Origin of the sequence: Gracilimonas tropica DSM 19535 (assembly GCF_000375425.1) — a bacterium.
GTDB lineage: Bacteria > Bacteroidota > Rhodothermia > Balneolales > Balneolaceae > Gracilimonas > Gracilimonas tropica.
In genome coordinates, this window is record NZ_AQXG01000016.1 from 1 (window position 1) to 24,801 (window position 24,801).

The window sequence follows — 24,801 nt, forward strand, 5'->3', positions numbered from 1 at the left end:
TCATCAACCGCTTTCATCAGCTCCACGATCTTCTCTTCCCACTCGGCTTCGCCGTTAAGGGCGCCCAGGGCAGATCCCTGAATCACCGGAATATCGTCTCCGTCAAATTCGTAAGAAGAAAGCAGCTCACGCACTTCCAGCTCTACCAGCTCCAGCAGCTCTTCATCGTCCACCAGGTCTACCTTGTTCATGAATACCACAATCTGTGGCACCCCTACCTGGCGGGCAAGCAAAATGTGCTCGCGGGTCTGTGGCATCGGACCGTCGGTGGCTGCCACTACCAAAATAGCTCCGTCCATCTGGGCAGCACCGGTTACCATGTTCTTCACATAGTCGGCGTGACCCGGGCAGTCTACGTGGGCATAGTGACGCTCATCGGTTTCATACTCCACGTGCGCGGTAGCAATGGTAATCCCACGCTCGCGCTCTTCCGGAGCATTGTCAATATCTGCAAATTGCTTGGCTACCCCACCATAAGTCTTCGCCATTACTGTCGTAATCGCTGCCGTCAGGGTAGTCTTACCGTGATCTACGTGTCCGATCGTGCCCACGTTCACGTGTGGCTTATTCCGTTGAAAGGTCTCTTTTGCCATGATTCTTCGTTTTTCTTACTTAGTGTTTAATTTCTTTATGATTGTTCTTCAATGATCTCTTTAGCAAGAGTTTCAGGAACTTCGATATAGTCATGAAATTCCATGGAGTACACTGCTCTACCCTGAGTCAGAGATCGCAAGTCTGTGGAATAACCAAACATTTCAGATAAAGGTACATGTGCATTCACAACAGAACCTTCTTTGTTTGTATCCATTTTTTGCATGATACCACGACGACTGTTCAAGTCTCCGATCACATCACCCATGTATTCTTCAGGAGTAATGATCTCAACCTTCATTACCGGTTCAAGAATTTTCGGTGCTGCTTTGCGGGCAGCATTTCTAAAACCAAGCTTAGCACAAAGTTCAAAACTCAACTGATCCGAATCAACATCGTGGTATGATCCGTCAAATAAACGGAAGCCAATGTTTTCAACGGAATAGTTGGCCTGGATACCACCGCTCAAAGCTTGCTGGAATCCCTTCATTACAGATGGAATAAATTCACGGGGAATATTACCACCTACCACTTCATTGATGAAGATAAATCCTTCTTCACGAGTGATTCTGTCTTCGTTTCCATCGTAATTTTCAAAGTTTTCGATCGGACCCATTTCAAAAGAAATATCCGCAAACTTACCACGACCACCGGTTTGCTTCTTGTAGATCTCACGATGCTCAACATTCTTAGAAATGGTCTCACGGTAAGATACCTGAGGAGCGCCAACATTAGCTTCTACTTTGAATTCACGCTTCAGGCGGTCAACAATAATCTCAAGGTGAAGCTCACCCATACCTGCAATCGTAGTTTGACCGGTTTCATGGTCAGTCTTGACCTGGAAAGTTGGATCCTCTTCGGCCAGCTTTTGCAATCCGGTTGAAAGCTTCTCACCATCAGCCTTGGTTTTAGGCTCAACAGCCAATTTGATAACCGGCTCAGGGAAAGTGATCTGCTCAAGAATTACCGGATGATCTTCCGCGCAAAGTGTATCACCGGTATGCACTTCTTTGATACCAATAATAGCTGCAATATCTCCGGCCTGGATATAATCCAGATCCTTTTTGTCATTAGCGTGCATCTCAAGCAAACGACCTACACGTTCACGGTTGCCGGTGGATGCATTCAGAATGTAAGAACCCTTTTCCAGACGGCCGGAATAGACACGACAGAAAGTCAACTTACCTACATAAGGGTCGGTCATAATCTTGAATGCAAGTGCTGAAAATGGTGCATTTACATCCGGAGCTTTTTTCACTTCTTCCTCTGTTTCCGGGTCGATACCTTTAACAGGAGGAATGTCTAATGGGTTAGGCATGAAATCGAGTACACGATCAAGCAATACCTGCACCCCTTTGTTTTTCAGGGCTGTACCAAGCATTACCGGAGTAATATCTTTGGAAATCGTTGCCTCACGAAGAGCTGCAATAATTTCATCCTCTGTGATTTCCTCTTCCATCAAATATTTTTCCATGAGGGAATCATCGTAATCAGCCAAAGATTCCAGCATGATCTGACGATATTCAGCAGCTTTTCCAGCTAATTCTTCAGGAATCTCAACAATATCATACTTAGCGCCCAAAGACTCATCATCCCAAATAATGGCCTGCATATTGATCAGGTCAACTACGCCCTGAAAATCAGCCTCTGCTCCGATCGGAATTTGAATAGGAATTGGATTGGCATTCAACTTTTCATCAAGCTCATCTACTACGTTGTAGAAATCAGCACCAACCTTGTCCATCTTGTTGACAAACGCCATACAAGGAACATGATATTTATTTGCCTGACGCCAAACAGTTTCAGACTGCGGCTGAACAGCACCAACTGAGTCAAGCACAAAAACAGCACCATCAAGTACACGCAAAGAACGCTCTACCTCTACAGTGAAGTCAACGTGACCGGGAGTATCAATAATGTTAATTCGGTGATCTTTCCAGATACAATGAGTAGCAGCAGACTGGATAGTAATCCCCCGCTCCTGCTCTTGCTCCATCCAGTCCATAGTGGCAGCGCCATCATGCACCTCACCCATACGGTGACTACGACCGGTATAAAACAGGATACGCTCCGTTACGGTTGTCTTACCGGCATCAATGTGCGCCATGATACCGATATTCCGCGTGCGCCTTATCTTATCTAAAATTTTTGGATCTGTTTTTGTTGCTTCAGACATAATACTTGTTCAAATAATATTCTTTAGAATCTAAAATGGGCAAAAGCCTTATTAGCATCTGCCATACGATGTGTCTCATCTTTCTTACGAACCGCTCCACCTTCATTATTGGAAGCATCAATGAGTTCTCTTGAAAGACGAATTGACATAGACTTATCATTACGTCCGCGAGCAGCCTTAATCAGCCATCGCATACCCAATGCAGTCCCTCTTTCCTGACGAACCTCAATCGGCACCTGGTAAGTAGCACCACCCACACGGCGAGATTTTACTTCCACTACCGGAGTTGAGTTTTGCAGCGCATTGCGGAATACATCGATTCCGGTCTCGCCTGTTTTCTCTTCAATAAGTTCAAAAGCCTGATATACAATTTTGCGAGCAACATTCTTTTTTCCATCTCGCATCAGGTTATTTACGAAACGAGTTACCAGCTTATCCTCAAAAATTGGATCCGCTTGCACATCTCGTTTTTCTGCTGTTTTTCTACGCATGCTCGATTAATCTTAATTTCTTAATGTTACCCTTTCGGCTTCTTGGTGCCATACAGACTACGGCTTTGAGTTCTTCCCTCAACACCCGCAGTATCTAATGTTCCACGTATAATATGGTATCGAACACCCGGCAAGTCCTTTACACGACCTCCACGGATCAATACAATACTATGTTCCTGCAAGTTATGACCTTCACCGGGTATGTAGGCCGAAACCTCAATCCCGTTCGTCAAACGTACACGAGCTACTTTACGCAATGCCGAATTCGGCTTTTTAGGCGTAGTTGTATAAACGCGAGTACAAACACCACGCTTCTGCGGACAATTTTGTAGCGCAGGAGCAGTTGTTTTACTTACTTTGCTTTTTCTACCTTTTCGTATGAGTTGTTGTATAGTTGGCACTGTTCAAATGTTTGGTTATTGCCATCAAATCGAGAGCTTGCAAATATAGGGAACGTTTCAACATGAATGCAAAAAATTTATGCTGATTATTTCTAAAATTTCACTGATACCCTCTTAAACTTCTCAATTCTGAAAAAAATTGCGGAAATAGCCCCTTTTTTTAGATTAACCGATATATAACTTTATATCACTTGAAATTATCTGAACTTTCTTATTTAAGTACAAAACGACTGGATGCTCTTAGCTCAGAAGGCATTCACTCTGCCATGGATCTGCTTAATTTTTTCCCACGCAGATACCTTGACCGAAGCAATACCCAAAAGATGAAATTCTTGCCGGGATCAGGTGAAGAGGTTACTGTTGCAGGCAAGGTAGTCGACATAAGTACCGCGGGATTTGGCCGAAAGAAGCGACTGGAAGTCACCCTTAACGATGGCACCGGAACTATAAAGGGGGTTTGGTTTCGGGGAGTAAAATATTTCAGTAAGTATTTCAAAAAGGGCGAGACTGTCGCTTTTTTTGGGCAGGCTAAGCGCTATGGTAAAAATGTTAGTATTGCCCATCCTGAAGTAGATAAAATCTCTTCTGAAGGAGACCTGGATGCTTTCTCAAGAATTGTACCCATCTATCCCGGCAGTAAAGGAATAAGCCAAGCGCGCATTACCAGCAGCATGATCCAAAACTGGAATAAAGAGATCCTGGCAAATATACAGATCGATGAATTTCTGCCTACCGACATCTTAAGTGAGATGAAGTTTCCTACTCGAAAAGAAGCTTACAGGATGATCCACTTTCCGGAATCACACAATCAGCATAAGAATGCCTTAAACCGTTTTAAGTTTGAGGAGCTGTTCTTGTTTGAAATGAGCATGGAAAAGATCCATTTCACCGTTAAAGATCGGGCACAAGGGCACCTTTTTAAAAACATAGGAAATTATACTGCCCGTTACTTCAATGAAGTTTTACCCTTTGAGCTGACCGAAGGACAAAAAATTGCTTTGTCTGAAATTAAACAAGATGTCCGTTCCGGGAAACAAATGAATCGGCTCATACAGGGAGATGTAGGCGCCGGAAAAACAGTGGTTGCTATTGGTGCCATGCTAATGGCCTTGGATAATGGTTTTCAAGCAGCTTTTCTAGCTCCAACCGAGATATTAGCAGAACAACATTACCGTACTCTTTCCGATCATCTTAAAGAAATGGATATAAATATCCGTCTACTCATAGGTTCCCAAAAAAAAGCTCTGAGAACAGATATTCTTACGGATGTTGAAGGCGGAAATGCACAGATTGTTGTTGGAACCCATGCGATCATTCAGGATGAGGTACGGTTCCACAACCTGGGGCTAGCGGTGATTGATGAACAACACCGTTTTGGAGTAAAGCAGCGCGCAGACCTGCTCAGTAAAGGCAATCATCCTCACATGTTGGTAATGAGCGCCACTCCCATTCCGCGTTCACTGGCTATGACGGTTTATGCTGATCTCGATGTTTCTGTCATTAAAGATCTTCCGGCCGGACGAAAACCTATTAAAACGGCCATTCGTTCTCACAAGAAAAGAGAAGATGTCATGCATTTTGTGCGACAAGAGGTTGAAGATGGCGGTCAGGTTTATGTCGTTTATCCTTTGGTAGAGGAATCAGAAGCGCTGGATCTAAAGGATGCCACGGCCGGTTTCGAAAAGCTTAAAAAACGTTTTCCTGAATTTAAGATCGGACTGCTTCACGGGCGCATGAAAACCGAAGAAAAAGAAGCCGTAATGAAAAAGTTCATTGATAACGAAATCAATATTTTGGTTTCAACAACTGTGATAGAAGTTGGGGTTGATGTACCCAATGCTTCGGTCATGATCATAGAACATGCCGAACGATTCGGCCTTTCACAGCTTCATCAATTAAGAGGAAGGATCGGCCGGGGTGAACGACAAAGTTATTGCATTTTGATGCCGGATGTGAAAGTGAGCAAAGCCGGGGCTTTTCGGCTCAAAACCATGGAAGAAACCAACGATGGATTTAGAATTGCCGAAGCAGACTTAAAATTACGTGGCCCCGGTGACTTTCTTGGAACCAAACAAAGCGGTCTTCCTGATTTCAAATTTGCCGATATTGTTGAAGATCAATTCTTATTGGCACAAGCCAAAGAAAAGGCAAAATCCTTGTTAAAAGAAGATCCTGAGCTTAAGGAAAGTTCTCACAAAAATCTCTCCACTGTATTTGCACCGTATTTTGAGGAAAAAGTGAAATTTTATGGAATGGGCTAAATAGAGCCGCCCTTGAGAGAAGAAAACCAAATAACAAGAACTAAGCTACAAGCCTCCTCTCGATGACGGGAATTTCTATATTTCTCCCAAACAAAAAAGGCGCTCGAAAATGAACGCCTTCTTTACTTTCTGTTTTTTTTGGAAATCTTATACCGAACGATCGGTATCAAAGTTTTCCAGAATCTGCTTGATGCGATTCAGGAATGCCCCGCCATGCGCACCGTCAATGATACGGTGATCATAACTCATAGAGAGATACATCATATGACGGATGGCGATCACATCCTCGCCGCCAACTTCCATTACTACCGGACGTTTTTCAATCACGCCGGTTCCGATAATAGCCACCTGTGGCTGATTGATGATTGGGGTCCCCATAAGGTTACCCACACTGCCATAATTGGTAAGTGTGATGGTTCCTCCCACCAAGTCATCAGGACTTAATTGCTTACTTCTTGCTTTGTGAGCCACTTCATTCACGGCATTCGCAAGTCCAACCAAATTCTTTTCCTGTGCTTTTTTGATAACCGGAACGATCAGTCCTCCCTCGCCACCTTCACCAAGTGCAACTGCAAGGCCAAAATTGATATCCTTCTTAACATGGATCTCATCTTCCACCACCGAACTGTTGATCAGCGGATATTCCAGCATTGCATTTATGATAGCCTCCACAAAAAGAGGGGTGAAAGTAAGTTTTGTTCCAGTCTTCTCCTGGAACGCATGTTTGTTGGCATTTCGCCATTTCACCATACTGGTCACATCCACATCAGCGAAAGTAGTAACATGAGCGGAGGTCTGCTTCGACTTCACCATGTGTTCGGCGATCATCTTACGCATACGATCCATCTTGATCACTTCTACATCACCGGAAGGTGCATGTTTCACATCCAACTGCCCGGCTGAGATCGAGCCATCAGAAGACTTGCCGGATGAAGGTTTGCTGAGTCCGCCACCAGAAGGTGCAGTTTGCTTTTGTTGAACCGGAGCAGAAACTTTTCCGGCTTTCTTATCCTCTACATAAGAGAGTATATCTTGCTTGGAAACACGACCGTTTTGTCCGGAACCCTCAATATTCTCCAGTTCTTCCTGTGAAATTCCTTCTTCTTTAGCAATGGAACGAACCAGCGGGGAGTAAAAACGTCCATCGGTCCCGACACGCTGAGGCTCCGACCCACCCGAAGTTCCATTGGATGAAACAGCTGCAGACTGAGTTTCTTTTTGAGCCGGGGCTGTATCTGCTTTCTTCTCTTTTTGGGGAGTCGCAGCCGAACTGCTGCTTGATGCGGAAGCACCCTCTCCGGTTGCAATTATTGCTATGGTCTGCCCAACTTCGATGGTATCATTTTCTTCCGCGAGGATTTCTACCAGTGTACCGGATGCAGGAGATGGAACTTCACTATCTACTTTATCGGTAGAGATCTCGAGCAGGGTTTCGTCTTCTTCCACTTTATCACCTACCTGCTTATTCCAACCGATTACTGTAGCCTCTACTACCGACTCACCCATTTGAGGCATTTGTACTTCAATACGCTCACCTTCATCTCCACTGTTCGGTGCAGCCGGAGCTGATTCTTCTTGAGTCTCAGCCTCTTCTTCCCGGGCTTCCTCTTCTGCAGGCTCTTCGGCTTCTGCAGCACTGCCGGAAGAAACATCACCTGCAGCATCAGCGTCGGTTTCAATAATGGCGATAGGTTTACCAACCTCGATCACATCCCCTTCATCAGCCAAAATTTCTACGAGTACACCGGCCTCAGGAGAAGGAACTTCTGTATCCACTTTGTCGGTGGCCACTTCCAACAGCGTTTCATCCACTTCAACAGTGTCTCCCACGCTTTTAGACCACTCTATCACAGTGCCTTCCATTACCGATTCACCCATTTGGGGCATTACTACTTCTACCTTCGCCATAAAATTGTTTTGTTTTAGTGCCTTAAAGGCGGATTTTGAGGTTTTGTAAACGGACCCTAAAGTTCAGGATAATTCCAATTAGTTCAAAATAAGTATCGTTCCTTTAATTTCCGGAAAAGCGCTTTTTTGAATCTTTTAATAAATGGGTTCTAAAAACCTTCCATACATCGTCTTTAAATAAGATCTAACAAGTGTTATACCGAATTACTTAACTGCTGTTAATATTAAAAAAGATTACCTGTAGACCATCCACGTCAAAATTTTAATGAAGTTTGTTTGGCCTGTTCAAGAACCAAATAAAAAAAAAGCCGCCGGAAAAATCCGGCGGCCTCTATCTATCTCTCTCAACGCATCAAAAAATTATTGAATGGTAAACTGCACCATTACAATGTTGCTCATTTCATCGAATACCGGAGGATCATCTGAGCCCTCAGATCCGTCAAAATCATAAGAGCCTATAGTGCCGTTATCGATATGCAACATAGCCCATACTTTATCGCCGGCTTCAAGAGTTTCACCGTCATTAAGTTCGATCGTTAAATCCGTATTGCTACCGGTGTACACTTGACCATGGCCAATGCTTGCCGGAACAACAGGAGCATCGCTACCATTGTCACGATGAAGCACTACAAAACCGATTTGTCCTGCCATTGCTTCGTCAATTGTCAGAGTTCCATCTGCAACTGTTTGGTCACTTACCATCACAGAAGGAGATGCTGAACCACTCACAGTGATATTTGTCATCAGGATTCCATCAGCTGTTATGACCGGTTGATCGTAAGGATTTACCCCATCGAACTCATAAGTTCCAATTTCGCCCGTATCATAATGAACCATAGGCCACAATTGCTCACCATCTTCTACCACAACACCTTCATCAAACATGATCTGAACGTCTGTATTCATGCCAGCCTGAATAGGTGCTTTACCAATGATCTCGGGAACCTGGGGACCGTTGCCTTCTGCATTTGAACGGTGTACAACTACCCACCCTTCCGTATTGGAATCTACATCTACCATAATGGAATTATTCATGATCATTTGATCTTCGGCCATGAGTGTAGATGTATTTTCGAGTACTTCAAAAGAACTCAATACTATATCGCCTTCAAAAGTAACCGGAAGATCGAGCCCGTTTTCACCATCAAATTCATAGGTTCCTATTTCTCCGGTATCGAAGTGAAGCATAGGATACAGGTTATCTCCGGCGGCAACCGATGCACCTTCATTCAGCTCAATTTGGACATCCGTGTTTGATCCGGCTGTAACCGGTGCTTTACCTATAATTTCGGGTATCTGAGGACCATCATTATTGGCATTGGGACCATGAATGACAATCCAGCCATCCTCGGCAGCATCCACAGAAACGGTAAAGATGTTTCCTTTATTTACTTGATCTTCAGCCATGATCGCGGGGTCTGTTTGTGTGATCATGAAGGAGGCCATTACGATATTATCATCGAAAGTAACCGGAAGATCGAGCCCGTTTTCACCATCAAACTCATACTCACCGATGGTTCCGGTATCCTCATGCAACATAGCCCAAAGAGTCTCATCATTTGCAACTCCTTCCTCCAGCTGAATGGTTACGTCAGTGTTTGTCCCGGACTCAACCATGGCTTTCCCGATGATCTCAGGAACCTGAGGGCCGTTGCCTTCTGCATTTGAACGGTGAATGACCACCCATCCGTCTTCAGGAGAATCTACAGAGGAAATTGTAACCTGATTCCCATTACTGGTACCTTGGGTATTTACTTCAACGGAAGGCATAAATGGGTCACCATCATCCATTCCATTGTCGGAGTTGCAGGCCGCAAAAGTTAGCGCGACGGTCGTTATCATTAATAATTTACTTAGTGCTTTCATTGTTAACTGATTATTTGTTCTTGATTCATCAGTTAATACGAAAGCAAAGAGAGAGCAGATTGGTGTTCTCTTAAATTAATTTTACTCCCCTCTTCAATCTTAAATTTAAATCCAGTTATTTGCGCCATCATTGTTAGCAATTCAACATTCTATATTCCTTATTCAACATTCAATGTTCTGCGGGGTTTGTCCTCACTTCTGATTTTATTAACTTCGTGATTTAGTCAAACAGCACAATTAAAAGTCTTGGCACTATGATATCGGAAGAATTACAAGAAATTATCGATGAAGCGGAAATGCACATGGAAGAAGCAACTGCATTTCTAAAGAAAGAGCTTTCACATGTACGAGCCGGAAAAGCGAATCCTGCTCTTTTAGAAGGCATTAAAGTAGAATATTACGGTTCCCAAACTCCTCTTCAGCAATTGGCTAATGTAAGTGCTCCTGAAGCCCGGCTATTGGTTGTTCAGCCCTATGACCGTTCCACGATGGAGGAAATTGAAAAGGCGATTATGTCGGCCGGGCTTGGCCTGAATCCTAACAATGATGGCGAGCGCATTCTGATCCCGCTTCCGGTTCTGACTGAGGAACGGCGCAAGGAATTGGTAAAACATTCCAAAGACATTGCTGAAAAAGCCAAGATCAGTATTCGAAACTCCCGTCGCGATGCTAATGACTCTATCAAAAAAACGGTGGAAAGCGAGTCCCTCTCCGAAGATTCCAAGTATGAAGCCGAAGAAAATGTTCAGCAGCTAACGGATTCATATACTGCCAAGGTAGACGAACTCCTCGAGAAGAAAGAAAAAGAAATAATGACCGTGTAAGTGTTACTGTGCCTCGGTGTTACGGTGTTAAGGCTTTCCTTGCATCAGCTTAACACCGTAACACTTTAGCACTTCAGACACCGTAACACCATCCATGTATATAAGCGAACTTGAATTACAGGGGTTTAAAAGCTTTGCCCATAAAACCAAGGTAAAGTTTGATAGTGGAATTACATCTATTGTAGGGCCCAATGGGTGTGGTAAATCTAACATTGTGGATTCGCTACGCTGGGTTTTGGGTGAGCAACGGCCCTCATTGCTTCGGTCTTCAGCAATGGCTAATGTCATTTTTAATGGCACGGCTCAAAAAAAAGCGCTTGGGATGGCTGAAGTATCCCTCACTTTTGTGAATGACAAAGGTATTCTTCCAATCGAATACAGCGAAGTTACGATCACGCGTCGCCTGTATCGTTCGGGGGATAGTGAGTATCTCATCAACGGAACCACTTGTCGACTCAAGGATATCATGGAGCTGTTCATGGATACCGGAATGGGATCGGATGCCTATTCAGTGATTGAGCTGAAGATGGTGGAAGAAATTCTCAACGACAAAAACAATGACCGTCGTCGTTTATTTGAGGAAGCTGCAGGTGTGACCAAGTACAAGGATCAGCGAAAGAAGACGATCCGAAAGCTGGAAAGCACCCGAAAAGATCTGCAGCGGGTGGATGATTTGTTAGTTGAACTTCGTAAAAAAGCTCGTTCCCTCGAAATTCAGGCCGAGAAAGCGGAAAAAGCGAAGATCTATAAGGATGAACTTGAACTGTTGGATAAAGCACTCACACTTCATGAGTTCAATAAGATCAAAGATGAGCTGGAGCCACTGAAGGAGCGCATCAAAAATGCGGATAAAGAAAAAAAGGAAATCACCAAAGGTTCTGAGGAATTAGAGGAAGCCGACGAAAAAGCACGCACCGAACTCATCGAAAAAGAACGGCAACAGGCGGAAGCACAGCGTCGGGTAAGTCAGCTCCATAATGCCATTCGCGAGGCCGATACCAATCTGCGGATCACCCGCGAGAAGATTGAGAATGAGAAGAAGGTGATCACCGAGTACGCCAAGGATATTGAAAGCGGGCAGGAAGATCTCGAGGAGCTGACTGAGCTGCTGGAATCGAGCCGGGATAAGCTGGAAGGCTACGATGATGAGATGGATAAATCGCGGCAGGCACTGGAGGATTCCAAGAAAAAATATGGGCAAATTCAGCAGCAGTATAATCGCGAGCGCAGCGAGTTGTATGAAATTGAAGTGGAGCTGAGTGCGGCCAATAATGAATTGAATCAGCTTCAAACCAAACGGATCAAGATTGAGAGCCGGTTGGAAAATACCGAAGGCGACCTCGAGCGTATTGATGATGAGATCACCGACCTGAATGACGAGATTGAGAATATGAACGGTGAGCAGGGGCTCATCGAACAAAAGCTCGACAAGCTGGTAGTGACCCGGGATGAGTTGGAAGAGGAGCTGGAAACTGCACGTGAAAAACGCGAGCAATTTGCCGATAAGCAAAATGAGATCAAAGATGAACTCCGGACGCTTCAAAGTAAAAAGGAGTCGCTGGAATCAGAGATCCGCCTGATGAACGATCTTGCGGCTTCCAATGAGGCTTTCCCGGGAAGCGTGAAGTTCCTGATCGAAAATCACCGCTTCAATTTCAAGGATATGACCACGGTGTCTGAGATCTTCGATACGGATCAAAAACATGCAGTAGCGCTGGAATCGGTGCTGGGTGATATGCTGAATTTCGTGGTCGTAAAAACGCTGGATGAAGCGCAGCGTGCAGCCAAAATTCTCAAAGAAAATGATAAAGGCCGGGCGACCTTCATTCCACTGGATCAGCTTGCCGCTACCTATCCGGTGAAAGAGGGAAGCTTGTTTGATGAGGTAAAAACCAAGCGGGAATATTCTGCTCTCAAACAGCTGCTGCTTGGAAATGTACTGGTTTTTGATTCGGTGGAAGCGGCCTACAAAGGCACCAAAGGTCAGGATGATGCCGTTGGTGTGACGTTCGATGGTGAAGTGGTCACCGACAACAAATTCTTCCAAAGCGGAAGTAAGAGTAAAAATGCCGGTATCCGGGTTGGACTAAAGGACAAGATCGAAAAACTGGAGAAAGAAGAAGCAAAAGTCTCCAAAGAGATCGTGAAGCTGGAAGAATATCTGCAGCAGATCGTTGAAAAATATGAAAAGCTCGACATCGGCAAGCTCTCTCAAATGCTGAAGGAAAAAGAGCAGGAAGTCCGCCGACTGGAGCAGCAACAGCAGAGTTTGAGTTCCAAAGTGTCGGTGTATCAAAAGAATATCGGCGAGCTGGTGAATCGAAAGGATCACCTAAAAAGCAGTGAGGGAACCGCCCAGGAAGAGCTCAATTCCATTCAGCCCAAACAAAAGGAATTACAGCAGAAAATGCTGGAGCTGGATGAAAAGCAGCAGGAGAAGAAAGACCTGCTGGAGACGCTGGAAGACGAGCGCTCCATTGCCCAAAGCCGGTACAATGATACGCAACTGAAGCATCAGGATCTGAAGAATAAAGTCGATAACCTGGAGCGGGATGTACAGCGTGCGGAAACAGGCATCCAGAATGTGAAGAAGCGTATTGAGAATCGCACCCGGCTCACCGAAGAAAGTAAGGAGCAGATCGAGGAGCTGACCACCAAAACCAAGGAGCTTCAGGAGATCATCACCGTAAAAAGTGAAGAGAAAAAAGCAGCCGATGAAGCGCTCGAAAAAGCCGAAGAATCAGCAGCCAGACAGCGCGGTAAGATCAATGAGATCGAGAAAGAGCTGAAGGAAGTCCGCCGTAAGAAAGAAGTGAATATGGAGCTCGTGCATCACCTCGATATGGCGCGGGAAAAAATGGAAATGCAGTCGCAGGCGCTTTCCGATCATATTTGGGAAACCTATGGCATTCTGATGAAACAGGTGACCGGAGAGCTTCCTGAAGACAAATCGCCGGAGGAAGCCAAGGAACGCATCAGCTGGCTGAAGCAGAAATTGAACAGCATCGGGGAAGTCAACCCGCTGGCTATTGAGGAGTATAAGGAAGAAAAAGAACGCCTCGATTTCTACGAAGAGCAGATCATGGATCTGGAAGAAGCCGAAGAGCAGCTGCTCGAAACCATCGACGAGATCAACGAAACGGCTACCGAGCGATTTAACACCACATTCGAAAAGATTCGCACCAACTTCCAGCAAGTATTTAAAACCCTCTTTTTTGAGGATGATTATTGTGATCTGCTGATAGAGCAGGATGTGGAAGATCCACTGGAAGCCCGCATTGAGATCAAAGCCCAGCCAAGAGGAAAACGACCTTCCGGTATTTCACAGCTTTCCGGTGGAGAAAAAACACTGACGGCCATCGCCCTTCTTTTTGCCATTTATTTGGTGAAACCCTCTCCGTTTTGTGTGCTTGATGAGGTCGATGCTCCACTGGATGATGCCAACATTGAGCGCTTTGCCAAAATGATCAAGAATTTTTCGGAAAATACACAGTTCATCATCATTACTCACAACAAAAAGACCATGAGTAAAGCCGAGATGATGTACGGCGTAACCATGCCAGATACCGGGATTTCGAGATTGGTTGGGGTGAAACTGGATGAAGTGGAGGATGTGCTTTAGAACATTGAACATCCAACAAGGAACATACAAGTAAGAACGCTTTCAACTCGTTGCGAAGGTCCATCTTCGCAATGCAATCCAGGAAGCTCCGGCTTCCAGCTTTTGATGTAGGTCGGACTAATTCCCTTTCTTTTGTACCGACAAAAGAAACATCCCGAATCCTCGGGACCGGCTGAGAAAAAAGAGCTAAAGCTGACTCCATTCCGCTAAAAGAAATCAATGCTCCTTCACGGTCATAAACATTTTCTTAACTCATCAGCGGTATGATTTCTTTCTTAACGTTTCATTCCATCATCTTCTTAACGCTCTTTTTTTCTAAGGCCGATTAACAATCTTCCAAGCCAAAACCATTGTCAAGAAAAGAATCCTAAAAACAATATATTCCTGATAATGAAGTCTATTCGAATTAACTGAATTGATATGAAAACTCGCTTTCTCTCTATTATTTTACTTCCCATCCTTTTTCTTAGCTGTGAGCCACAAACTTCACAACCGAGATTTGAGTCTCTCCCATTGTCGGATCAAACCATTTCTTTGCTGGGAGATACGCTAAAAACGGCTCCGCAGACATTACCGGAGCGATTACAAATTCGTATCGATTCATTAAGTGTGGAAGCGTTAGATGATGATCGTGTGATTGATCATCTGATCTGGGAAGCCCGAAAAGTAGCCTATGAAGGCGAATATAGACAAGCCGTGCAGTTATTTACCGATGCCATTCACCAATTTCCCGAAGAGCCAAGATTGTATCGCCACCGGGGACACCGATACATCACCTTGAGAGCTTTTGACCTGGCAATTCAAGATTTTCAGAAAGCGGTCCGGTTATTTGAAGGTCAGCAGGATATCACCGAACAGGATGGTCTTCCGAATAAACAGAATACTCCATTAAGCTCCCTTCAAACCAACACTTGGTATCACCTGGGATTGGCTAATTATCTGAAAGGTGAATATGAACAAGCCAATCTTGCCTATGAAAACGGACTTCAGGTTTCCACCAATAACGACATGACCGTTGCTTTCTCCTATTGGAAATACATGACCCTCCGAAAATTAGGCAGAGATGTAGAAGCCGGAAATCTGCTTGAAACCATTTCTCCGAATATGGAGCTGATCGAAAATACCAGTTACCATGAATTGCTGATGGTCTTCAAAGGCATCTTTACGCAGGAAGAACTCCTTTCTCAGGAAAACTCCGAATTGGATAACGCCACCCTGGGCTATGGACTCGGTTTCTGGCACGATATTAACGGACGAAGCGAACGAGCACAAAAGATCTGGCAGCAAGTCTACGATTCAAAGAACTGGGCAGCTTTTGGATATATCGCCAGCGAAGCGGAATTGGCGAATTAGTGCTAAAGTGTTACGGTGTTATGGATTTTAGAATCAAACCATTAACACCGTAACACTCTAACACCCTCGCACCGTAACACTATAAAGCTTGATCTACATCTTCCCAGATATCTTCTATGTGTTCGAGTCCTACCGAAAGCCTAATCAATCCTTGGGTGATGCCAACTTTGGCTCGTTCTTCTTCGGAGAGTTTAGAATGGGTTGTTGAAGCGGGATGTGTAGCAATCGTTCGGGAATCGCCGAGATTTGCGGTTAGCGAAAGCATCTTAATGGAATCCAGGAAATTACGTCCGGCTTCCAGTCCACCTTTGATGCCAAACGTTACAATTCCCCCGCCCATGGCCATTTGTTTTTTGGCGATTTCATAAGCGGGGTGACTTTCCAAAAAAGGATATTTCACCCACTCCACCTGATCATGGTCTTGCAGTCGCTGAGCAATTTCAAGCGCCGTTTGTGAATGTCGCTCCATACGGATCTGCAAAGTCTCGAGACTCTTTGATAACATCCACGCGTTGAAAGGCGAAAGGCAAGGTCCCGAATGACGTGCAAAAGCTTCCACTTCGTCAATCAATTCTTGTTTCCCAACAATAGCTCCGCCCAAACCACGTCCTTGTCCGTCGATGTATTTAGTGGCGGAATGAATCACCAAGTCTGCTCCAAATTCAATGGGGTTCTGGATGATCGGCGTCGTGAAGCAGTTGTCCACCACATAGATCAAATCATGCTTTTTAGCGATTTCGCCGGCTTTCTCCAGATCAATAATATCCAGCGCCGGATTGGAGGGCGTTTCCAAATACAAGATTTTTGTTTCTGGGGTGATGGCATCTTCCCATTCATCTAAATCTGTTGCCGATACATAGTTTGTTTCAATATTCCATTTCGGAAAGATCTGCGTAAACAATTTATGGGTTGAGCCGAACACCGATCGGGAAGCCAGCACTTCATCTCCGGCGTCCAGTAAAGCAGCAAAAGTAGAGAACACGGCGGCCATTCCTGAGGCTGTCGCCCAGCCTGCTTCTGCTCCTTCCAGCATAGCCATTTTGTTGATGAATTCATCCACGGTGGGATTAGAATATCGGCTGTACACATTCCCGTCCTCTTCCCCGGCAAACATTGCTCGCATGTGCTCAGCATTATCAAACACATAGCTGGAGGTCATGTAGATGGGCGTGGCGTGTTCGCCAAAGTTTGTACGTTCGGTTTGAGTGCGAATAGACTGCGTTTCTTTACGCTTCATGATCTTCGATTTTTAATGAGTGAGTGAACCGAAGATAACAATATCTATATAGTGTTAAAGTGAGAAGGTGTTACGGTGTTATAGTTTACGAAGCACTATAACACCGTAACACTGAAACACTACTGTACCATAAATACTGCATTCCCAATCATCAGTTTTCCATTATGCCAGAATCCACGGAAAAATGGATTGTCGACCATGTAAACCACACTGCCACGACCCATATTTTGAACGCCGAACACTAAGCTATGCTCGAGATCTTTTTTGGCTTCATGTCCGATAAAACCACTTCGATGTGCACCGGGTTTTGCGGCTCCTACATTCCAGCCGTTATCCAGGTATTCGTAAGCAGAAGCTCCTGTCTTAAGCGACAGGTACGTATTTCCATAACCAAAAGCGAGGGGATGCGTGTTATCCAGCGACACCTCAAAAATACTGCCGGGATTGAAGCTTGAAGTTCTTTCGCGTGAGGCATTTCCGTACGTTTTCAATTTGTCTTCAGGTTCTTCTTCCCCAACTTCTTCATCGCTGGATTTCCGTTTCAACGCAAAGCCCTCTTTGTCCACCAACAAGCCATTCGCACCACCGACGGCAATCAGTTTTCCGCCGTTTTGGACCCACTCTTTGATGTCATCTAACTCGCTATCACTCACAGCACTGCCATACATTTCAGGAAGAATGAGTACATCATAATCATCCCAATTTACCGAACGGACATCATCCACATTGATCATGTTCAGCGGGTAGTTGATCTGTTGGTCAAAGTAGTTCCAGATGTGTCCTACCATGTTGGAGTTGGTTCCATCGCCGGAAAGCAGCGCTACTTTTGGAGCCGTCAGATATCGCACCGATGAAGAGCCAAAGTCCTTACCGGAATCTACAAAACCGGTAGCCACCGGAGTTACAATTCGGTTTAACAAACCGGCTTCATCTTTTACGATCTGGTCGAATTTCGCTCCCAGTTTTTCATTTCCATTTCGGGTGATGATTAACGTACCGGGCGCGTAGTTTTTCCCATTTACAGAAAAGGATTCTTCAGCATACCGTACCGCTACGCCTTCATCCAGCAGACGCGCTAAATAACGCAGATCTTCCAGTGAATTCCATTTCGCGAGATAGGCATACGGTTTCTGAACCGTCGGCGTTAATTCATCCTGCACTTCCATGGAGATCGGCTCCGTATTCACCTGTCCGTTGATCGCATATCCATCCACGCCATAAGCATAATGCATTTCCCAAGCGGTGATGTCGTAGGTCAGCGAATCGGCCAGTTCCGGTTTCGGTTCAAACAAAACCCGCACCAATGTTCCCTTAGGCTGATAGGTGCTGATCACATAATCGCCTTCTTCCACATTCACACGACCGGTTTCGCCGGTGCTATAATCGTATCCATTGGCACGGGTTGAACCGGAAGCCTGACCAAATTCGATCTCCTGATTCACCAAATACCGCAACAGCCGAGACACCTTATCGGGATTACTGCTCTTCTTCACAATAAACGTCTTGTACTCGCCCGATCCATTTTCGATCGCATTGTTGAAATAGTTTGAAAACTCATTGATCACGCGCTCTGAATTTTGAGCCGCTACTTCTACCGTCGATAATCCACTGGTGGTGTGATGGGTAAGTCGGTCGAGCAAGGTTAACGTATCGCCTTCTGCCGTGATTACCCCTAATCCAGATGTACTGTGTCCTGCCTGCTCGTAAGTCATCCCGATCGCGCCATTGAAGGTTGGCCAGGTATCACCATAACTTGGGTAAAAGAGGTCAAAAACTTCTTTGGTGAAATAGAGCCAGTTCTCCTGATCAAAATATTCCGCGTGGTTTTTCCCGATCATGGTCTGAAGCTCTCGCTGCCAGTCGGTGATCGCCAAATGAAAGGGTTCGGCGGCTGGAGCAAAATAGTACGGAGAATTGATGCCCTGCTCGTGGAAATCGACGTGTACGTGCGGCATCCATTCGTTATACACCCGAATGCGCTGCTGACTTTCCACCTGCGTTTGCCACGCCCAATCCCGGTTCAGATCAAAGTAATAGTGATTGGTACGTCCACCCGGCCACGGCTCGTTGTGCTCGCGTGTATCCAGGTTCACATTTCGCTCTTCGCCCACCACACTTCGGTACCAGTTCACATAGCGATCTCGTCCATCGGGATTGACCATCGGGTCCATCACCACAACGGTATTTTCCAGCCATTCGGATTTCTCGGTTAGTAATTTGTACACCGTACTCATCGCTGCTTCACTGGAAGAAGTTTCATTACCGTGTACATTATAACTCAGCCACACAATGGCTTTTTGGTTTTCGGTGGGAGAACCGGATTCGAGTCCTGCCAAACGCAGGTTATTAAGTCGAATCTCCTCGATGTTTTGCTGATTTCCTTCGGATGAGATCACCGCATACACCAACTCACGACCTTCATTGGTTTTTCCATATTCAGAAAGCGTCACCAATGGAGATTCTTCTGCCACATGCTGGAAATAGTTCAACACTTTATAGTGAGGAGTCCACTGATCGCCCAGTTCGTAGCCCAAGAATTCGGCCGGGGATTGAAGTTGAGCCCAGCTTGAGGCCGTCCATAAAAAGGCTGCTAAAAACGTAAGTACAAATGATCTCTTCATTATTCGGATGGATTATTCAGTTCGGTTTCAATTTGTTTGACCACATCATCGACTATGGAATTCGGAATGGGAATGGCAAGATTATAGTGAGCGATCTTCCACTCTTCCCCTTGCTTCACCAACACGCCGCTACCACGACTGGGCCCTAAGTTAGGGGTATCCAGCTCTTCATCAAACCATGCGATTTGACCATTGTCAGAAAAATAGACTTTTCGAAAGGTTGGAGAGAACGTCCATGCTACGCCGTCATCTTTAAAATACGGCTCAGACCAAGGCTTAAATTCTGCGATCGTCCAGCGCTCGGTAGCATCCGTTCCCATAAAAATAGAAGAATCGTTTTCGAAATGATTGAAGTAGCGTTCGAAATCACCTTCTGCTGCCGCAGCATGCCAGTCATCGAGTACGGCATTGACGGCGTCTGGTTTGGCTGGGGATTTTGTTTCTTGAGGTTGGCAGGCGCCGAGGAGCAAGCCTGAAAGTAGAAGTAGTTGCAGTAAATATCTCATTGCAAGTCATTGGTTTCAAAGTTAGCCAATGGTAGCTATTACATGAGGTTTGGGCAAGGGGAAATTTTGCACGAGGTTCACCTAAACTCTATAATATATCTGAAATATATCTGACTAAACGATCAGCTCCGTTTTTGGGATCTATTTCATTGGTATAAAGGCTTCCATTTTTGATTGCAATTTTGGGCTTCTCCATTAACCACTCCAAAGATAATTCTTCAGGCAAATTAGCCTTACCAATTATTTTACCATTCTCATTTAGTACCAACCACTGTAACATTCTATCTCCATCGTTAATGGTCAACACCCAAATACATCCGTTTTCATCAATATTGACAGAATAAATGATTGGCCACTTCTCTGGTAACTCTGCATGTTCTACTACAGGACGGTTCCAATCCTCTTCCTCAAGATATGTTAGTAAATCCTCTCTTTTGAGTGCCCTCCTTTTATATACTGGATAGTAAATAGCTCGTTCATAGTTTCCCTCTTTGTTATAAATTTTGAGTAAAAAGTCTTCAGTCCAATTAGTAATAAACTTATTTCTAGAGGGGTCTGTGACAAGTGACTTACCTAAGTATGGTTGTGATCGCATGCTAGTATAATGTTTACCTTTTACCGTAACAGCAAGATCCTCATGATCCCTCAATTCGAATAGTTTATCAGAAATGATATTTCTCTTATAATCCATGAAGTAGTATTTCACCTTTCTTACTTCTCCGATGTTGTAGGTGTCTCTGTTAATGCGGGAGTCTCTCGGATGTTTTAGAAACCCTACCAATGATGTGCCATCATATCTTGGAGTTACATACATGGGAATCCAACCCATGACTTCCTTATGCTCCTCACTATTCTTTGGATATTGCCGTATAGTAGTTGTATTCGCAAATGTAATTTCATTCAACTCAAAAGTGTTGATCTTGAATTGCATTCTGTCGAACACATGCAATGAATCCCCTGAAATATTCATCTCACTAAAGGTTTGAAACTCCCCGGGTCCAACTCCCTCATTGCCCAAACTTTTTAGATAATCTCCCTCTCCATTGAAAACATGTATCTGCTTTTGCTCCCAGTCTGCTAAATACACATTACCATTATTATCCACTTCAAAATTTAATAATGAACCTATTATCAGTTTATCGCCACCTTTGTAGATTGATTGTCGGGTAAGTTCAATGTTTGGTTTCAAACCTTGGTTTGGAGTAAAAATCTGTAAATTCTCCAGCTCTTGAACATGAAGAGGCAATTTTTTTTCACTGGTTTGTGAATCACACCCTGTTGATATTAAAATCAGTATTAGGATTAGTGAACGTAAATTATGCAGACGGTCTTTCATTCTAGAGAATTTTGTAATGGAAGTATTGTTAATTAATCGAGAAAAAACAAAATACTACATTAATAGTACTAAAATAGTCATTCATACTCAATCTCATACCCCTCAATCAACTTCGCTTCCGTCTCAGGGTCTTTCTCCTCAGCATACATTTTTCCATTTCGTACAATGGTGATCTCACTTTCGCTGGGCCATTCAAACGTGGCTTTTACCGTACCCGATTCATCCAAAATATACCATTGTCGTACGCTTTGATCGTCTACAATAGTAGAAACCCATATGTTATTTTCATCATCAATGAGAAGGGACTCTAAGGCCGGCCAAGTTTCGGGAAAGTCAACATTATCATATACTGACTGCATATTTGGGTGTTGCTCCTCTACAAAAGCGTCCTCATCTAAAGATGTTTTTTCAAAGGGATAATAAATAGCTTGAAGGAGTTTGCCCTGCGTATCATACTGGCTGACCAAAAACTCACCGGTATTGATATGATAAACTTGTCCCGATTCTGAAAGTTCTATTTGACCATTAGTTGAAAAGGTCAGTTTTATGCCTGCCCGGTGTCCTTGACTGGTACTTCCTATATGACTTTCCAAATTCTCTGTTTCTACGATCTCTCCCGACACAATTTCTCCTTTATCATTCATCTGGTAATAAGACTGAACATAGTTTTCATCCTTTTTTTCTTTAATTGTTGATATCAGATACATCTCAGGATCAATCACTTTGACCGTTTGAGGTCTTTTAAAACTCGCTTTTACTTTATTATCCCATTGCTTAAAATCAATTGTCAATATTTCTTCCAGCTCATGGTTTGTGGTGCTGAAGGTAGAAATGCGACCTAAATTGGAATCATACGCAACAAGATGATCTTCAAATACATCCAGTGCTACGATGGATTGAAATTCTCCCGGTCCACGACCATCCCGCCCTAATTTTTTTACCAATTTCCCATCCTCATCAAATACCAGGATCGTTCGTTCTGCTTTGTCTGCCCGATACACCAACCCATTAGCATCCACGGCTACCTCACGACCAAATCCAAATTGAGGAGCTAAAAGCTTTGGATAGATCTCGCCGTAGTTTTGAAATTTAGTGAAGGTTATTTCTTGCTCCGGGTTCAGATCAGCAAGTACTTTTAGGTTTTCTATGTCTTGCAGGTGAGCCGGAACGTCTTGTTGTGCTGTTTCTTCATTATTCAGTGATGCCCGATCCTCCGAACCTGAGCAACTCGCAATGACTATCACTAATCCCCAAATAATCCATAAATTTAAACGCATGATATGTATGATTTTAGATGACTATCTATTTTATACTACTACATTAGTTCTGCTATTCCAATTTAGTCTATCATTCCCCTACTCATAGTCTGAAAGCCCCTTAGTGATCACGGCACCAAAACCCAAAGAATCGAGATTAGCAATCGCTTTTTGATACGTTTCTGCTTCAAAATCATTCATCTTGGTGATGACAAACCGCATCTCTTTGTTTGAGTATCGATCCAAAGCCAATGGCAGGTCTTGTACGAATAATTCTTTTCCCTGAAACAGAATCTTTCCCGAACGTAATACATCGATGTGAATCGTGCTGTTGATATACTCCCAAAACTCCTCTTCTTCCAGAATGATCTTCTTAATTCGCGTTGCTCCTTTTTGATGAATAAGTCGAGTGGTTTTATACACCAGCGGCGTTTGCTCTCCCGTCACAAATACAAACCGAGCCCGGGTTTCATCGCCGATATTCATGGACTCTACCCGTCCGTCTAATGCTGAAAAATTCGTTTGCTCTCCATTGAGGATGATCTTTCCATCTGGGTAGATTCGGACATCTACCATTTCTGCTTTCTGGATATTACCCTCCTTTTGAGAGGGCTGTTGCTCGGCTTTTGTACAGCTGTAGATCAGCAAGAAAATCAATATAGATTGTAAAGGTCTCATGCTAACGATTTTTGAAACTATACTCCCGCACCCCAACTTCCATAAACAGATTCACCATCATCCGCTCCCCCTCAAAATCCATTCCCACATACGGATTCAGATCTTCTTCAGAGGCCACCTTTATTCGTTCTGTCAGCTCTCCTTCTGTATCAAATTTATGGATCCATAGCGGTCGGCGTGGAGCGAATCTTGTTACCAGGTTGGTGTAGGTCATTAGAAAAAGCTCTCCGTCTTTATTACTCCTTCCAGTTACATATTTTCGAACCTTCATCGCACTTAATCGTCGGTCTGGATGCTCTTCAGCGACATTGCTGAGATCAATCGCCAAAGAGTCCACTTCAGGAGTTTCCGGGATCTGCTTCTCCCAAAGTTTCTCTCCGGTTAGTGTATATTTCTCAATTTTTGGGATGGCACTGTAGATGATGAAAATCTCATCCGGGTTGGCAGGGTCATTCACCGGAAAAGTCTGGCACTGATCTTTTGCCGGGACTTCTTTGTTTTTGAGGGCTTCTCTTGATACTTCCTCATCTTCATTGATGGAGCACTGTTCAGGCATTTTGGCAATATCCGCGATCTTGTCGCCCTCCCAGTTTACGGCTTTGTACAAATATTCTTCACCAAAATGAGACGGGATCAGTACGGTCTCGTCCAAAGTCACAAACAGCTGATTGTTATTGTCATTGAGCGGCATAGGTGGCGGTGGCGGGTTGTCAGGAATGGTTTTCCGCTTTGTTCTTAGCTCTGCATAATCTAAAGAAGAAATATGCTCGCCATCCTCACGACTGTATTTATGAACAAAATACTGACCGCCATCTACAATAAAGAGGTGTTCGTCGTTGAAAAAGAAATCGTTCAACATCTGTATCTCCCCCGGTCCACGCCCTCGTCGACCATACTGATGAATCACGTTACTGCTGTCATCAATTTCCGTAATTCCCCATTTAGGCAGATCCTGAATAAACAAATGTTGGGCCTGATCGTCATACTTTAGCCGGACCGGCATCCCCAACAAGATTTTTTCACTGTCCACATAATTCTCATATATACTGAGCTCTGTTGTCTTGATGGTTGTTTGATCGACTTTGTCGTTTTTTTCTGAGGTGCATCCCATAGAAAAGGCCAAAAACATCATCCCGAAAAACACACTCTTATAGAATCTCACCATAGAAAGCTATATCACATTGATTTTCTGAAAGATAAAAACATTTACCAAAACTACAATTTTAGTAGTAGATTTCAGGAACTCATTAATTATAGTGGCTGCACTTTTTAGCTATGAATTGGAAAACATTACTTCTGTTGCTCCTGCTCCCTCTTTTCACAACTTGTTCCCCAAAGGAGGACAATTTCTTCGTCTTTAATCAGGATGAGGAAATGATCGACAGTTTATTCATTCATATAAAAGACGAAACTTACCTGATCGAAAACCTGAAGCCGAAACAAACACAAAGTATTCATCTCGATAAAATGAGGGGCAATACCGGAATCATCCTGGAGACCAATGAAGAGACTTTTATGCCATTAAATGCAGGGTTCTCTCACCATCAAAAGAAAGGGACGGTAAAAATTATGATTACCAAAGACCGAATTATTTCTACATTTACTCATTCCAACTAAACCTCATTGAGTAGCTCTGGTATCTCGTTGAGTAGCTCCGCTGCTCAACGCAACCCG

The 24,801-nt window shown here is 44.1% G+C and carries 18 protein-coding genes; 5 read left to right on the top strand and 13 right to left on the bottom strand.

The features are described from left to right. The 4 genes from B151_RS19015 to rpsL all read right to left on the bottom strand — a co-directional run. The coding region (locus tag B151_RS19015; protein ID WP_020404627.1) for a GTP-binding protein at window positions 1–593 on the bottom strand (593 nt) is incomplete at its 3' end. Between the two features lie 35 nt (window positions 594–628). Next, window positions 629–2,767, bottom strand: a complete 2,139-nt coding sequence (gene fusA / locus B151_RS0115835) for an elongation factor G (RefSeq protein WP_020404628.1) — start codon at window positions 2,765–2,767, stop codon at window positions 629–631. Between the two features lie 23 nt (window positions 2,768–2,790). Then, window positions 2,791–3,258, bottom strand: coding sequence for a 30S ribosomal protein S7 (rpsG, locus tag B151_RS0115840; RefSeq protein ID WP_020404629.1), 468 nt, complete (start codon window positions 3,256–3,258; stop codon window positions 2,791–2,793). A 26-nt stretch (window positions 3,259–3,284) separates the two neighbouring features. Beyond that, window positions 3,285–3,659 (bottom strand): 30S ribosomal protein S12, encoded by a 375-nt coding sequence (gene rpsL, locus B151_RS0115845; RefSeq protein WP_020404630.1) that lies wholly within the window; start codon window positions 3,657–3,659, stop codon window positions 3,285–3,287. A gap of 191 nt (window positions 3,660–3,850) precedes the next feature. Here rpsL and recG point away from each other — a divergent pair, with 191 nt between their 5' ends. Continuing rightward, a complete protein-coding gene (recG, locus tag B151_RS0115850) occupies window positions 3,851–5,920 on the top strand; it encodes an ATP-dependent DNA helicase RecG (RefSeq protein ID WP_020404631.1) in 2,070 nt (689 codons plus the stop codon). Between the two features lie 147 nt (window positions 5,921–6,067). Here the strand turns inward: recG and sucB are convergent, their stop codons facing one another. Together sucB and B151_RS19020 are read right to left on the bottom strand one after the other, a co-directional pair. Further along, window positions 6,068–7,828 (bottom strand): 2-oxoglutarate dehydrogenase, E2 component, dihydrolipoamide succinyltransferase, encoded by a 1,761-nt coding sequence (gene sucB, locus B151_RS0115855; protein ID WP_020404632.1) that lies wholly within the window; start codon window positions 7,826–7,828, stop codon window positions 6,068–6,070. A gap of 360 nt (window positions 7,829–8,188) precedes the next feature. Further along, window positions 8,189–9,670 (bottom strand): DUF7282 domain-containing protein, encoded by a 1,482-nt coding sequence (locus B151_RS19020; protein ID WP_157471090.1) that lies wholly within the window; start codon window positions 9,668–9,670, stop codon window positions 8,189–8,191. Between the two features lie 278 nt (window positions 9,671–9,948). Between B151_RS19020 and frr the strand changes: the two genes are divergently transcribed. The 3 genes from frr to B151_RS0115880 all read left to right on the top strand — a co-directional run bounded on the left by frr (window position 9,949) and on the right by B151_RS0115880 (window position 15,493). Next, window positions 9,949–10,518, top strand: a complete 570-nt coding sequence (gene frr / locus B151_RS0115870) for a ribosome recycling factor (RefSeq protein ID WP_020404635.1) — start codon at window positions 9,949–9,951, stop codon at window positions 10,516–10,518. A 94-nt stretch (window positions 10,519–10,612) separates the two neighbouring features. Next, the gene (gene smc / locus B151_RS0115875; protein WP_020404636.1) at window positions 10,613–14,140 is read left to right on the top strand and encodes a chromosome segregation protein SMC; all 3,528 of its coding nucleotides are present in this window, start codon (window positions 10,613–10,615) and stop codon (window positions 14,138–14,140) included. 420 nt (window positions 14,141–14,560) lie between these two features. Continuing rightward, complete coding sequence (locus B151_RS0115880) at window positions 14,561–15,493, top strand: tetratricopeptide repeat protein (RefSeq protein WP_245550436.1); 933 nt, start codon at window positions 14,561–14,563, stop codon at window positions 15,491–15,493. A 79-nt stretch (window positions 15,494–15,572) separates the two neighbouring features. On the opposite strand, the gene B151_RS0115885 is transcribed toward B151_RS0115880, so the two are convergent. From B151_RS0115885 to B151_RS0115915, 7 genes are all read right to left on the bottom strand, one after another. After that, window positions 15,573–16,730: an O-succinylhomoserine sulfhydrylase gene (locus B151_RS0115885; RefSeq protein WP_020404638.1), complete on the bottom strand. Its 1,158-nt coding sequence runs from the start codon at window positions 16,728–16,730 to the stop codon at window positions 15,573–15,575. Between the two features lie 119 nt (window positions 16,731–16,849). Next, window positions 16,850–19,351: a M14 family metallopeptidase gene (locus B151_RS0115890; protein WP_020404639.1), complete on the bottom strand. Its 2,502-nt coding sequence runs from the start codon at window positions 19,349–19,351 to the stop codon at window positions 16,850–16,852. Further along, entirely contained in the window at window positions 19,351–19,821 is a 471-nt protein-coding gene (locus B151_RS0115895) for a nuclear transport factor 2 family protein (RefSeq protein WP_245550438.1), read from the bottom strand. Before B151_RS0115895 ends, B151_RS0115890 begins: the two co-directional genes overlap by 1 nt. 124 nt (window positions 19,822–19,945) lie before the next feature. Then, window positions 19,946–21,193, bottom strand: a complete 1,248-nt coding sequence (locus B151_RS0115900; RefSeq protein WP_020404641.1) for a 6-bladed beta-propeller — start codon at window positions 21,191–21,193, stop codon at window positions 19,946–19,948. Window positions 21,194–21,270: 77 nt separating this feature from the next. After that, complete coding sequence (locus B151_RS0115905; protein ID WP_020404642.1) at window positions 21,271–22,470, bottom strand: 6-bladed beta-propeller; 1,200 nt, start codon at window positions 22,468–22,470, stop codon at window positions 21,271–21,273. A gap of 78 nt (window positions 22,471–22,548) precedes the next feature. Next, a complete protein-coding gene (locus B151_RS0115910; protein ID WP_020404643.1) occupies window positions 22,549–23,127 on the bottom strand; it encodes a hypothetical protein in 579 nt (192 codons plus the stop codon). Window position 23,128: 1 nt separating this feature from the next. Then, complete coding sequence (locus tag B151_RS0115915) at window positions 23,129–24,292, bottom strand: hypothetical protein (RefSeq protein WP_020404644.1); 1,164 nt, start codon at window positions 24,290–24,292, stop codon at window positions 23,129–23,131. Window positions 24,293–24,501: 209 nt separating this feature from the next. Here B151_RS0115915 and B151_RS0115920 point away from each other — a divergent pair, with 209 nt between their 5' ends. Continuing rightward, window positions 24,502–24,744: a hypothetical protein gene (locus tag B151_RS0115920; protein ID WP_020404645.1), complete on the top strand. Its 243-nt coding sequence runs from the start codon at window positions 24,502–24,504 to the stop codon at window positions 24,742–24,744. The last annotated feature ends 57 nt before the right edge of the window (window positions 24,745–24,801 follow it).